At 61.7% G+C, this 12,947-nt stretch carries 10 protein-coding genes; 6 read left to right on the top strand and 4 right to left on the bottom strand.

The window, feature by feature from the left end:
* Positions 1-90 precede the first annotated feature (90 nt).
* Both ACA072_RS19515 and ACA072_RS19520 read right to left on the bottom strand, forming a co-directional pair.
* On the bottom strand, positions 91-1,818 hold the full coding sequence (locus ACA072_RS19515) for a ShlB/FhaC/HecB family hemolysin secretion/activation protein (protein WP_497619940.1): 1,728 nt from the start codon (positions 1,816-1,818) through the stop codon (positions 91-93).
* A 108-nt stretch (positions 1,819-1,926) separates the two neighbouring features.
* Positions 1,927-3,060 (bottom strand): MFS transporter, encoded by a 1,134-nt coding sequence (locus ACA072_RS19520; protein WP_497619942.1) that lies wholly within the window; start codon positions 3,058-3,060, stop codon positions 1,927-1,929.
* Between the two features lie 98 nt (positions 3,061-3,158).
* Between ACA072_RS19520 and ACA072_RS19525 the strand changes: the two genes are divergently transcribed.
* From ACA072_RS19525 to ACA072_RS19535, 3 genes are all read left to right on the top strand, one after another.
* The gene (locus tag ACA072_RS19525; protein WP_497619944.1) at positions 3,159-3,923 is read left to right on the top strand and encodes an AraC family transcriptional regulator; all 765 of its coding nucleotides are present in this window, start codon (positions 3,159-3,161) and stop codon (positions 3,921-3,923) included.
* A 98-nt stretch (positions 3,924-4,021) separates the two neighbouring features.
* Entirely contained in the window at positions 4,022-5,143 is a 1,122-nt protein-coding gene (locus ACA072_RS19530) for an HlyD family secretion protein (RefSeq protein WP_497619946.1), read from the top strand.
* Entirely contained in the window at positions 5,140-6,732 is a 1,593-nt protein-coding gene (locus ACA072_RS19535) for a DHA2 family efflux MFS transporter permease subunit (RefSeq protein WP_497619948.1), read from the top strand. Before ACA072_RS19530 ends, ACA072_RS19535 begins: the two co-directional genes overlap by 4 nt.
* On the opposite strand, the gene ACA072_RS19540 is transcribed toward ACA072_RS19535, so the two are convergent.
* The gene (locus tag ACA072_RS19540; protein ID WP_497619950.1) at positions 6,733-7,173 is read right to left on the bottom strand and encodes a carboxymuconolactone decarboxylase family protein; all 441 of its coding nucleotides are present in this window, start codon (positions 7,171-7,173) and stop codon (positions 6,733-6,735) included. It abuts the gene before it with no gap.
* Positions 7,174-7,376: 203 nt separating this feature from the next.
* Between ACA072_RS19540 and ACA072_RS19545 the strand changes: the two genes are divergently transcribed.
* From ACA072_RS19545 to ACA072_RS19555, 3 genes are all read left to right on the top strand, one after another.
* On the top strand, positions 7,377-7,883 hold the full coding sequence (locus tag ACA072_RS19545; protein ID WP_497619952.1) for a sigma-70 family RNA polymerase sigma factor: 507 nt from the start codon (positions 7,377-7,379) through the stop codon (positions 7,881-7,883).
* Positions 7,883-8,842, top strand: a complete 960-nt coding sequence (locus ACA072_RS19550) for a FecR domain-containing protein (protein ID WP_497619954.1) — start codon at positions 7,883-7,885, stop codon at positions 8,840-8,842. Before ACA072_RS19545 ends, ACA072_RS19550 begins: the two co-directional genes overlap by 1 nt.
* A 100-nt stretch (positions 8,843-8,942) precedes the next feature.
* Positions 8,943-11,363 (top strand): TonB-dependent siderophore receptor, encoded by a 2,421-nt coding sequence (locus tag ACA072_RS19555; RefSeq protein WP_497619956.1) that lies wholly within the window; start codon positions 8,943-8,945, stop codon positions 11,361-11,363.
* Between the two features lie 121 nt (positions 11,364-11,484).
* On the opposite strand, the gene ACA072_RS19560 is transcribed toward ACA072_RS19555, so the two are convergent.
* On the bottom strand, positions 11,485-12,927 hold the full coding sequence (locus tag ACA072_RS19560) for a mechanosensitive ion channel domain-containing protein (protein WP_497619958.1): 1,443 nt from the start codon (positions 12,925-12,927) through the stop codon (positions 11,485-11,487).
* Positions 12,928-12,947 lie beyond the last annotated feature (20 nt).

The following is a 12,947-nucleotide window of genomic DNA, read 5'->3' on the forward strand; positions in this document are numbered from 1 at the left end:
AAAGTGCGGCATCACGTTGCGCGTTGGGATGATTGCCGAGGCTGTCGCGCACAGGTCCGACGGCTGGGTGTATGCAGGGTGAGGCGCTGGTCATATCTGCAACCCCACGCGCATCAGCCAGGTCTCTGGCTCATGCCTTAAACCGCTGGGGGTGTTGAGGCTGCGTTGGTAATCGACGTCCACTTGCAGGTTTTTCCAGCTCAGGTTGACCCCGGCGCTGGCCCCGCTCAGGCGTTGGCCGTCGGCGCCGTGGTCGGCCTTGATCCAGCCGTTGTCCAGGCCCAGGCGCGGGGTGACCAGCACCGGCCAATCGCTGCGCAACGGCAGACGCAACGTGTTGCGCCAGATCGCGCCGCTGGCGCCGGACGCACTGTTGACCCGGTAACCGCGCACGGCGGAATCGTCGGTGCCGAGCAGTTGTTCGATGGCCGGCAGCGGATCGGGGCTGTACTGCACGTTCAACTGACTTTGCCACTGCCATGTCTGCTGGCCGAACCGGCCGTTGCGCCACTGGCTGAGGCCGGCCCGGTACTTGCGAAACTGCGCCTTGGGCAGGTTGTTGACCTGGCGCTGCGCATCGTCATCGGCACCGAGCCAACGCAGGCCCTGAGCGTAATTGATGTCCAGGTTCCACACGGCGCTGTTGAGCCAGAACAGGTTCAAACCGGCTTCGGCCACGGTCAGGGTCGGGCTCTGGATTGCGAGGCGAATGTTCTCCAGATAACTGTCGACGTCTTTGTGGGCCAGTTGCAGGTTGGCGCTGAGCTGACGGCTTTGATCGCGCCACAACACCCGGTCGGCGCGCGCGCTGAGCTGGTCGGTGATGCCGGTGCTATGGAATTCCAGGGTGCTGAGTTTGAACGGCGCGCGGTATTCGGCATGGCTGGCGAATGCGCTGTAGGTCCAGTAACCGTAAGGAATGGCGTAGTAAAGGCTGGCGTTGCGACTATAGCGATCGCCGTGATTGAGGGTGTCGCTGACGCTCACATTCAGTGCGTCGTTGAGCTCCAGCGGACTGTCGAGGCTCAGGCTCAAGGTATCGCGATCACGTCCGGTGCTGGCGCTGCCGAGGTTGTCGATGCCCAGGCCCAACGCCCAGCGTGACTGACCGCTGGTGCGCGAGCGCAGGATGATCCGCGAGGCGCCGGGCTGCGTGCCGGGGGCGATGTCGGCGGTCAGGTCAAGCGAACGCAAGCGGTTCAACTGATCCAGGCCTTGCTCAAGATCACGCAGGTACAACGGCTTGCCGAGCATCCCGGGGAACGCCCCGCCGAGGGACACCGGCAAACTCTGGTCCGCCAGCTCGATGGACTCGACGTAGCCTTCATCGACCACGATATCCAGCGATTGCCCGGCGGCCGGAGCGCTGCGCAGGTACGGCCGGCTGGCGATGTACCCAGCGTCCACGTAAAGGCCGGTGATGGTCGCCAGCAAATGGTTGATCTGGCCGACGCCCATGCACGACGACAGTTGCGGCTTGATCCGCTCGTTGAGCGTTTGGCTGCTGATCAGGGTGACGCCGCCCACGCGCGTGCCACTTAGGGGCCAGCAGCGTTCATCGGCAGGAGCACTGGCGGAGACGGCCGGCGCCACCGGCGCAGGACCAAAGCTGCCGCGTTCCAGTTGCCGACGGCGCTGGTCCAGTTGCAGTTGTTGCAGATCGTGTTGTTGCTGTTGTTGCTGGCGCAGTACTTCCTGGCCTGGGGCGGAAGGTTCTGCGGCCTGGATCGAAGAAACACTCAGGCTCAACAACGAAGCCAGCAACAGCGTGCAAGGCGAGGATCTACGACGAGGTACAACGCGAAACGAATCCGGCACTCAACATCCTTGTCATCATCAAATGGCTTAATGCCATCCCATCAATGCGAGTGATAGTCAGATCGTTCCTACGCAAATGCAAGACGCTTCCTACAACGCTTACATTTCTTAAACAATTGGTTTCCTTGCTGTTAACGCCAGCAACAAGGCTGAGCCGCCACACAGCACCAAGGTTTCGCCCAACACCTGGCCCCAGGCTGCGAGCATCAGCCCAGCGCCAATCAACAGGTAATACAGCAAACCAAACAGCGCACCGGCCGTGCCCAGTCGATCACCATAATTGGCCAAGGCAGAACCGAGGATGTTCGGGATCGCCAGGCCGAACGCCAGCACCACCAGCAACATCGGCAGTACAAACAGAGCGCTTTCATCCAGCAGCCACACGCCGCTGGCACCGACCCACATCAGCGCTCCCGCCAACTGGATCACCTGCGGCCCCTTGAACCCTCGATGCAGCAATCGTTTGTTCAGCCAGGCGCCGAGGCCGGAACCAAGGGCCAGGATCACGCCGCTGTAGCCGAACTCTTGCGCACTCAGACCCAGTCGCTGAAACATAAACGGGCCGAGGCTGTAGTAGCTGAACAAGGCAATGTTGAACAGCGCCACCAACAACGTCGAGCGCCAGATATCGCCGTCTTGCAGCATCCGCCACAGCGTCTCGAACAGCGCGGGTGTCGTGACATTTTGCGGTCGGGTTTCCGGCAAGGTCCGCAGGCACCACAGCCATAACGCCGAGGACAACAGCAACAGGCATCCCAGCACGCCTCGATAGCCGAACGCTTGCACCAGGCTCGCCCCGGTGAACAGGCCTATCGCGGGGCTGGCCGCCAGCGCGATGCCCATTACCGAAAAAACCTGCGCCAGTTCTGCGCCTTTGAAGCGGTCGCGCAACAGGGTTTGCGTGACGACCGAGCCCACCGCCGCACCGAACGCGGCCAGCGCCTGGGCCATCAGCAGCGCCTCGAACGTGCGGGCGTTCAGCGCCAGCCCCGAGGCACCGGCATACACTGCCAACCCAGCGAGCATCGAGGGGCGACGGCCGATGCGGTCGCACATCCGCCCCCACACCACCACGCCGAAGGCGAACGCCAGGAAATACACCGACAGGGTTTGCCCCGCTTGTTGCGGGGCGACGGCAAAGGCCTGGCCGATGTCTGCCAGTGCCGGGCTGTAAAGGGTTTGGGCGATCTGCGGGAACATAAGCAACGCGATCGCCAGTATCAACAGGCTTTTGGAATTCATCACGACTTCACTCTTCAAGAAAAACTGACGAGCAGCTTAAAGAGCGTTGACTGACGTATTATCCATATCCTGACATTTAATCGTTGAAATCGGACAACATGGCCTGGATTGATGCACACACACGATTCAACCCCGACCGTTATTCGGCGTCGGTGGTCGGTATCGCTGCGACCTTGGGCGATCATGATTCCGGACTGCATCGGCATCAGCGCGGGCAATTGCTGTTCACCCGCCAGGGCTGCACGCGCATCACCCTCGCGCAGCAGTTGTGTCTGTTACCGCCCTCCCGTGCGGCGTGGATTCCACCGGAGATTGAACACCGCGCCGTGATGCAGCAGAGCGTCGACTACCGCTCCATTTACCTGACAGCGGCTATGTGCGTCGAGCTGCCGCAGCAGGTCTGCGTGATTGAAGTCAGCCCGTTGCTGCGGGCGGTGCTGGAACCGATTGCGCTCGCCGATTTCGACACCGATTGGCAGCAGGGCAAATTCGTTCACTTGCTGGGTCTTTGCCTGAGCGAAATCCGCGACGCGAAGCAGCAATCGATGCTGTTGCCCTTGCCTTCGGACAAACGCCTGGCGCCGCTATTGGCAACGCCCGAGCTCCTGCCGCCGGAACTTCAAGTGCTGGAACAGCAGATCGGCGCCAGCGGCCGCACCATCGGGCGAATTTTCCAGCGCGAAACCGGCATGAGCTATCAGCAATGGCGCCAACAGTGGCGGCTGATGCGTGCCATGGAACTGCTCGCCACCGGACGCAGCATCAGCTACAGCGCGTTCGAAAGCGGATTTGCCAGTGACAGCGCATTTATTGCGTTCTTCAAGGACATGACCGGCATCACGCCCGGCCATTGGCTCAAGTAAGCACCTGACGACCGGAAGCAGAAATCATTTGCCACAAAATATTACCTACGTCATATTACATGCGTAATAAAGACCCGCTCCCATAGGTATTCACTCAAATGACCAGCATGCCCAGCCTCGAACCCGACGTTGCTGTCCCGGTGAGCGCACCCAAGCCTCCCCTGCTCAAACGGTTGATCCTGCTGACGACGGCCATCGCGGCTCTGGTATTTGCCGGACTGTACGCGACGCACTGGTGGACGGCCGGCCGTTTCATCGAAGAGACCGACGATGCCTATATCGGCGGCGACGTGACGGTGATCGGCCCGAAAGTCGCGGGGTACATTGAAGAAGTGCTGGTCACCGACAATCAGAAGGTCAAGGCCGGCGATGTGCTGATCCGACTCGACTCCCGCGACTATCGCGCCAACCTGGCCAAGGCCGAAGGCGCAGTAGCCGCCGAAGAAGCATTGCTCGCCAACCTCGACGCCACCGAACAACTGCAACACGCTGTGATCGGCCAGGCCCGCGCCGGCATCGATGCCGCCGGCGCTGAAACCGCGCGCTCACGGGACGACAATGCGCGCTACAAAAAACTGGTCGGCAGCAATGCGGTTTCGGTGGAAAGCGCCCAACGCGCCGATGCGACGTTCAAAACGGCTCAGGCGCTGAGTTCGCGGGCCCAGGCCGAACTGCTGGCGGCGCAACGTCAGCTGAATGTGATCGCAACGCAAAAACAGCAAGCCCGCGCCGCGCTGATGCAGGCCCACGCCGAACGTGATCTGGCGCAATTGAACGTCGGTTACACCGAACTGAAGGCCCCGGTGGACGGCGTGATCGGCAATCGTCGGGCGCGAACCGGTGCCTACGCACAGGCCGGTTCGCAACTGCTGTCGGTGGTGCCCTCCAGTGGATTATGGGTCGATGCCAACTTCAAGGAAGATCAACTGGCGCGCATGATTCCGGGTCAACGGGTCATCATTCATGCCGACGTGCTGTCCGGGCAGGAATTCCACGGTCACCTGGGCAGCCTCGCGCCGGCCAGCGGCTCGCAGTTCAGCGTGCTGCCGCCGGAAAACGCCACCGGCAACTTCACCAAAATCGTCCAGCGCGTACCGGTGAGAATCATCCTTGATCCCGCCGATGGCGTGCTCGGTCACTTGCGTCCGGGCCTATCGGTAACTGCCGAGGTGGACACCCGCGAAGAACCCGAATCCCCGGCCGTGGCCAGCGCGCCATGAGCCGCGCCCTCGCCGCCCCCGCGCAACCGTTCAATGCTGCCAGCATGGCGACGGCGACCAAGGTTTTCGCCTTCGCCACTATGTGCATCGGCATGTTCATTGCGCTGCTGGACATCCAGATCGTCTCCGCCTCCTTGCGTGACATCGGCGGCGGGCTCTCGGCCGGCACCGACGAAACGGCGTGGGTGCAAACCAGTTACCTGATCGCCGAGATCATCGTGATTCCATTGTCTGGCTGGCTGTCGCGGGTGTTCTCGACACGTTGGCTGTTTTGCGCGTCAGCGGTGGGTTTCACCTTGGCCAGCCTGCTCTGCGGCGCGGCCTGGAATATCCAGAGCATGATCGCCTTTCGTGCCCTGCAAGGCTTTCTCGGCGGTTCGATGATCCCGCTGGTGTTCACCACTGCGTTCTTTTTCTTCACCGGCAAACAACGGGTGATCGCGGCCGCGACTATCGGCGCAGTGGCTTCGTTGGCACCGACTCTGGGGCCGGTGATTGGTGGCTGGATCACCGACATTTCATCCTGGCACTGGCTGTTCTACATCAACCTGGTGCCGGGGATTTTCGTCGCGGTGGCGGTGCCGATGCTGGTGAAAATCGACCAGCCGGAACTGTCGCTGCTCAAGGGCGCCGACTATTTGAGCATGGTGTTCATGGCGCTGTTTCTCGGCTGCCTGGAATACACCCTCGAAGAAGGCCCGCGCTGGAACTGGTTCAGCGACAGCACGATTTTGACCACGGCATGGATCAGCGGCCTCGCCGGTCTGGCGTTCATTGGCCGAACCCTGCACGTGGCCAACCCGATTGTCGATTTACGCGCCTTGAAAGACCGCAACTTCGCCCTCGGCTGTTTCTTCTCATTCGTTACGGGGATCGGCCTGTTCGCCACCATTTACCTGACGCCGCTGTTTCTTGGCCGGGTGCGTGGCTACAGCGCGCTGGACATTGGTCTGGCGGTTTTCTCCACCGGGGTGTTCCAGATCATGGCGATTCCGCTGTACGCCTTTCTGGCCAATCGCATTGACCTGCGCTGGATCATGATGACCGGCCTTGGGCTGTTCGCGTTGTCGATGTGGGATTTTAGCCCGATCACCCATGACTGGGGGGCTAAAGAATTGATGCTGCCGCAAGCACTGCGCGGAATTGCCCAGCAATTGGCGGTGCCGCCAGCGGTGACATTGACCCTCGGCGGACTTGCGCCCGCGCGGCTCAAGCATGCTTCAGGGCTGTTCAATCTGATGCGAAACCTGGGAGGCGCCATCGGTATCGCCGCGTGTGCGACCATCCTCAACGACCGGACTAACCTGCACTTCACCCGGTTGGCGGAGCACCTGAACAGCACCAATGAAGCGCTGAATCAATGGCTGTCCCAGGTCGGCAACAACTTCGCGACCCTCGGCCAGAGTGGCGACGCCGGCGTCACCGCCAGCCTGCATCAACTCTGGCAGCTGACCTACCGCGAAGCCCAGACCCAGACCTACGGCGATGCGTTTCTGATGATCATGGTCTGCTTCATCATTGCCACGGCGATGGTGCCCTTGATGCGCAAGGTGCAACCACCGGCCGCGCCATCAGCGGATGCTCACTGATCAGGCTTGAGGCATTTTGCGAAAACCCACTGCCAGACGGTTCCAGGCGTTGATGGTGGTAATGGCCACGGTTAGGTCGACCAGTTCCTTCGGGCTGAACTCGGACGCCGCCTGTTCGTAATCTTCATCCGGTGCGTGAGTCTGGCTCAGCAGGGTCAGGGATTCAGTCCAGGCCAGCGCCGCACGTTCACGCGGGGTGAAGAACGGCGTTTCACGCCAGGCCGACAGCGTATACAGACGGCGCTCGTCTTCACCGCCCTTGCGGGCATCGGCGCTGTGCATATCCAGGCAGAAAGCGCAGCCGTTGATTTGCGAGGTGCGCAGCTTGACCAGTTCGATCAGGGTCTTTTCCAGCGGCAGCTTCGAAACGGCACCTTCCAGGGCGATCATGGCTTTGAGGGCGTCTGGCGAAGCGGTGTAGAAATCGATGCGAGGTTTCATGGCGGACTCCAATGGCAAGTGGGGGTGGAGCTACGTTAGTCCTGACGACGCCGCCGACAAATAGCCAATATTTCAGAAGTCGAGGAGGCCATTGGCAGGGCCGATCAAAAAGACAATTGCCAGCGCTCGTTGAGTGCCACTAGAATGCGATCAATTCTTAATTGCACTCAGGCCAGGATGCCCGAATCGAGTATCTGCCCCCCATGTCGTCCGCCGACCAGCCTTTGAACCAGCAGATCCACACCCTCTACAGCGAACACCACGGTTGGCTGCAGGGATGGCTGCATCGAAAACTTGGCAACCGCTGCGACGCGGCCGACCTGGCCCACGATACGTTCCTGCGCCTGTTGACCCGACAAGTCGTCAAACCCTTCGGCAGCGAACCCCGCGCCCTGCTCACTCACATTGCCAAAGGCCTGGTGATCGACCGCTGGCGTCGCCAGGACATCGAACGCGCGTATCTGGAGACCATTGCCCGGTTGCCGGTCGCCGAAGTGCCGTCGCCGGAAACCCGCTTGCTGATTCTCGAAGCCCTGATGCGCATCGAAGCGCTGCTGCGCGAATTACCCGCCGTCACCCGAGACACTTTTCTGCTGTCGCAAATCGAAGGGCTGACCTACGCCCAGATCGCCACACGCTTGGGCGTGTCGCTAATCACCGTCAAACGGCACATGCGCGCGGCGTTCATTGCCTGCCTGAGTGTCGCTTGATGAGTCCGTCGGCAATCAACCCGCACATTCTCGGCGAGGCCGCCGACTGGCTCGTGCAGTTGCATTCAGGCACCGCGACGCCGTCCGACCTCCAGGAAATTGCCCAGTGGCGCACGCGCAGTGCCGAGCATGCCCAGGCCTGGCAACGGGCCGAAGCGCTGCTCGGAGAATTTCGCAGCGTGCCGGCCAACCTCGCCATCCAGACCTTGCAGAGGGCCGCGCACAAAGATGGCCTCACTCGTCGACAGACCCTCACGCGTCTGGGCTTGTTGCTGATGGCCGGTCCCTTGGGCATCGCCTCGCAACATATGCCCTGGCAGCAATGGACTGCCGATCAACGTACGGCAGTGGGCGAACAGAAAAACCTGCAACTGCCTGACGGCACTCAGCTGCTGCTCAACACGCAAAGCGCGGTCGACATCGCCTTCAACCTGCATGAGCGCCGCGTCGTGTTGCTGAATGGCGAAGTATTGATCAGCACCGCCAAGGACCTCGGCGCCCGGCCGTTTATTGTCGAAACGCCACAAGGGATTGCGCGCGCGCTGGGCACGCGGTTTTGCGTTCGGATCAATGGCTCGCGCAGCCAGGTTTCCGTGCTCGAAGGCCTCGTGGAGCTCACGCCGCAATTGCTGCACCAGAGCACGACCCTCAAGGCCGGTGAACGCCAGAGCTTCAAGCTCAACCACCTCGACCCGCTGGAAAGCTTCGACACCAGCGCCCTGGCCTGGGACAACGGCATGTTGCTGGCGAACAATATGCGCCTCGACGAATTGCTCGGCGAATTGAGCCGTTACCGGCCCGGTGTATTGCGTTGTCATACAGTCGTCGCGGCGTTGCGGGTGTCGGGGGCGTTTTCCCTGCGTGACACCGACGCCAGCCTGCGTTTGCTCAGCGATACGTTGCCGCTGAAAATCAGCAGCCTGACCCGGTATTGGTTGTCGGTCGAACCGAAGGTCTGACTGCCCTGCGATTTTTTTCAATGTCCCCTGATACCTTCCTGCGTCTCGTTCGGTGTGTGAATAGACCTCTTCAATTCCACGCGCTCGACAGGAACGCCGAATGACTTCAACACCCCTGCACGATTTCCCGCTCAAGGCCTTGAGCCTGAGTATTGCCCTGGCCTTCACGGCGTTGCTGCCGCTCAACAGCCAGGCCGCCGATACCGTGAATGAAAGCGCCAGTCGCAACGTCAACATCGGCCCGGGGTTGCTCAGCCATACCCTGGCGCAATTTGCCGTGAGTGTCGGGGTGCCGCTGTCGTTTGACCCGGCACAACCGGGCAATCGCCAGAGTCCGGGATTGCAAGGCAACTACAGTGTGCAATCAGGCTTCGCACAGTTGCTGGAAGGCAGTGGGTTCGAGCTGACGAGTACCGGCGGCAACGGTTACACCCTGGCACCGCGAGTCGCCGCCAATGGCGCGCTGGAACTGGGCGCCACCAGCATCAGCGCCGTGCGCGATGACAACGCTGACACTTACGGCGGCGGCCAGGTCGCGCGTAGCGCACAGGTCGGCATGCTCGGCAACCAGGAACTCAAAGACCTGCCCTTCAGCGTCACCAGCTACACCGCCAAAACCATCGCCGACCAACAAGCGCAGACCGTGGGCGACGTGCTGCTCAACGATGCCTCGGTGCGCCAGTCCGCCGGCTTCGGCAACTTCTCCCAGGTGTTCATGATTCGCGGCTTGCCACTGGCCTCCGATGACATTTCCTATAACGGCCTCTACGGGGTTTTACCGCGGCAGATCATCGCCACCGAAGCGCTGGAGCGGGTCGAGTTGTTCAAGGGGCCGAACGCCTTTGTCAACGGCGTCACCCCAAGCGGCAGTGGTATTGGCGGCGGCGTGAACTTGCAGCCCAAGCGCGCCAACGACCTGCCGACCCGCAGCGTCACCCTGGATTACAGCGCCGATGGCCGGGTCGGCGGGCATCTGGACCTGGGCCAGCGCTTTGGTGAAGACAACCGTTTCGGCGCCCGGGTCAACCTGCTGCAACGCGAAGGCGACACCGCCGTCGACGATGAAGACCAGCGCTCGTCATTGATCAGCCTGGGCCTGGATTATCACGGCGATCGCCTGCGCATTTCGACTGACCTGGGCTATCAGAAACAAGTAATCAACCAGGGCCGCTCGGTGGTTTACGTCGACTCGTCCCTGAGTAAAGTGCCCAAGGTGCCTGACGCCAACGCCGGTTACGCGCAGAGCTGGAGCTACTCGCAGCTGGAAGACACCTTCGGCATGGCCCGCGCCGAGTATGACCTCAGCGACAGCTGGACCACCTATGTCGCCGGCGGCGCCAAGCACACCCGGGAAAACGGCGTGTACTCGTCGCTGACCCTCACCGACCTCAACGGCAACGCCCGTGGCGGCATGCTTTACCCTCCGCACGACGAGGACAACCAGAGCCTGATGGCCGGGTTAAATGGTCGCTTGAACACCGGCCCGGTCAGCCATCGATTGAACCTTGGCCTGGCGGGCATCTGGGGCGAGCAGCGCTCGGCGTTCGAAACCATCGCCACGGCAGGGCGCTACAGCACCAACATTTACAACGTCACCGATAAGCCGCGTCCACGGGCGACGTCGTTCGGCAGCGACACCCACGATCCGCGCATCGTCGGCAAGAACACCCTGCGCAGCGCGGCGGTGTCCGACACCCTGGGCTTCATCGACGATCGCGTCTTGCTGACTCTCGGCGTGCGGCGCCAGACGCTCAACGTCGACGGCTGGAACACCACCACCGGTGCACGCACTTCAAGCTATGAGGAGTCGATCACTACGCCGGTTTATGGTCTGGTGATCAAGCCGTGGGAACACGTTTCGTTCTACGCCAACCGCATCGAAGGCCTGGCCAAGGGCCCGACACCGCCGACCAGTGCGATTAACCGCGACGAAACCTTCGCCCCGGTGCGCAGCAAGCAAATCGAAGCCGGCGTGCGCCTGGACATGGACACCTACGGCGCCAGCCTTGGCGTGTATCGCATCGAGCAGCCGTCGAGCTATACCCAGGACGGCATTTTCCGGGTCGACGGCCAACAGCAGAACAAAGGCGTGGAGTTGAACCTCTACGGCGAACCGCTCGAAGGCCTGCGCCTGCTCAGCGGCGCGACGCTGATGAAGACGGAAATCGAAGGCAGCACCAACGGCGTCAACGATGGCAACCGCGCGGTCGGCGTGCCGCGCTTCCAGCTCAACGTTGGAGCGGACTGGGACGTGCCGGGGATCGAAGGCGCGGCGCTCAGTGCGCGGATGTTGCGCACGGGCGGACAGTATCTGAACGCCGCCAACACCCAAAGCATCCCGGCGTGGAATCGCTTTGATGTGGGCTCGCGCTATGCCTTTACGCTCGATGAGAAAGAAATCACCTTGCGCGCCAATCTGGAGAACGTGGCGAACAAGGCTTACTGGGCGTCGGCCAATGGCGGGTATTTGACCCAGGGGACGCCGCGGACGTTGAAGGTGTCGGCGACGGTGGATTTCTGATCGGAATGCTTTGGTGACTCTGCAATCGCTATCGCGGGCAAGCCCGCTCCCACAGGGTTCGGTGATCACCTGTGGGAGCGGGCTTGCTCGCGAACCGCGCAGCGGCCATCCACCACAATTCCTACGCTCGACTGCGCAACCAGCGCAAAAACCCTTTCTTCTCCACCACCTTCGGCACCTCCTGGGTCAACGACTGTGCCTTGTGCAAGCGGAAATCCAGCAACGCCTTCATCGCTTCGCTGATGTCATGGCGCGCATCCAGGCACGGTTTCAGGTAGTCCTTCTCGATCCGGTACAAACTGCAAGGGGTCTTGGCGCTGAACTCTGCCGGCAGCGCGGTATCGGACAAAATGCCGCCCTCGCCGATCACCTCGCCCGGCCCCATGCGCCCGGATTCAAACTTGACCCCGCCACGACTCAACTGCACCGAGACCACGCCGGATTCGATGATGAACAGGTGATCGCTGACCTCCCCCGCCGGCAGGATCGTATCCCCGGCGCGGAAGGTTTGCAGTGTCATGTTCTGACTGAAGGTTTCTTTCTCTTCCTGACGCAGGGTCGAGAATATGTTCGAGCTGTCCAGCAGCGCCCGCGGCCGTGACAGCTCGGCAGGCGCGTTGGATTCGACGCTCGACAACAGGCTGACACCGGACGCATGCAAGTGCCGGTACGCGAGGTCGAACAGCAGATTGCGGACCATGCGCTTCTGATCCATCGAGACCACAAAGCCGCTGATTTCGTATTCCACGCCACTGGCATTGGAGCCTTTCAACGCAACGCTTGGCGCCGGTTTGTTCAGCAGATAACGGCAACCCTGCATCGCCCGCTCCAGCGCGTCGAGCACCGTTTGCGGGCGCGCGTGCGGGCTCAGTTGAAGGCTGATCGAAACGCCGAACATATCGCTGGGCCGGCTGAAATTGATGATCTTGGCCTTGGCCGCCAGCGAGTTGGGAATCACCGCCATGCTGCCCTGCGACGTTTGCAGGCGCGTGGCGCGCCAGTCGATGTCGGTGACCCGGCCTTCGGTGCCGTCGATGGAGATCCAGTCATCCAGTTGATAGGGTTTGGTGGTGTTGAGGACGATCCCCGAGAACACGTCACTGAGGGTGCTTTGCAAGGCCAGGCCGACGATGATCGCCAGCGCACCGGAGGTGGCGAGCACGCCTTTGACCGGCAGTTCGAGCACGTAGGCCAGGGCGGCAATGACCGCGATCAGGAAGATCACCGCACCGAGCAGATCCTGCAACAACCGCCCGGTGTGCCCGACCCGCTGCATCATCAGCGCACCGATCAGTACCGTCAAAGTGCGCGCCGCGAACAGCCACCAGCCGATCTGTAATCCCGTCGCCGCCAGGTGCAGCGGCACGTTATCGGCCCAGGGTGCCGGCTGCAGCGGGTTCATGCCTTCGTTGAACAGCAACACGCTGAACAGCGCAAAAATCACCAGCCGCACGACCAGTTTCCAGTTGCTGCCGTTGGCACTGATCAAGCGCCACAATCCGAGATCGATCAGGATCAGGACCAGTGCGCAGATCAAGGGGTGATTGGTAAGCAGTGACAGCATCAAGCGACTCCAGCCATGTA

The sequence above is a fragment of the Pseudomonas sp. LBUM1656 genome (genome assembly GCF_059716065.1).

Excerpts from the sequence above, each read along its gene's own strand:
- ACA072_RS19550 (WP_497619954.1), top strand. The coding sequence starts at position 7,883 with ATGAGTCCGTCGGCAATCAACCCGCACATTCTCGGCGAGGCCGCCGAC.
- ACA072_RS19535 (WP_497619948.1), top strand. The coding sequence starts at position 5,140 with ATGAGCCGCGCCCTCGCCGCCCCCGCGCAACCGTTCAATGCTGCCAGC.
- ACA072_RS19560 (WP_497619958.1), bottom strand. The coding sequence starts at position 12,927 with ATGCTGTCACTGCTTACCAATCACCCCTTGATCTGCGCACTGGTCCTG.
- ACA072_RS19540 (WP_497619950.1), bottom strand. The coding sequence starts at position 7,173 with ATGAAACCTCGCATCGATTTCTACACCGCTTCGCCAGACGCCCTCAAA.
- ACA072_RS19545 (WP_497619952.1), top strand. The coding sequence starts at position 7,377 with ATGTCGTCCGCCGACCAGCCTTTGAACCAGCAGATCCACACCCTCTAC.
- ACA072_RS19530 (WP_497619946.1), top strand. The coding sequence starts at position 4,022 with ATGACCAGCATGCCCAGCCTCGAACCCGACGTTGCTGTCCCGGTGAGC.
- ACA072_RS19555 (WP_497619956.1), top strand. The coding sequence starts at position 8,943 with ATGACTTCAACACCCCTGCACGATTTCCCGCTCAAGGCCTTGAGCCTG.
- ACA072_RS19520 (WP_497619942.1), bottom strand. The coding sequence starts at position 3,060 with ATGAATTCCAAAAGCCTGTTGATACTGGCGATCGCGTTGCTTATGTTC.
- ACA072_RS19525 (WP_497619944.1), top strand. The coding sequence starts at position 3,159 with ATGGCCTGGATTGATGCACACACACGATTCAACCCCGACCGTTATTCG.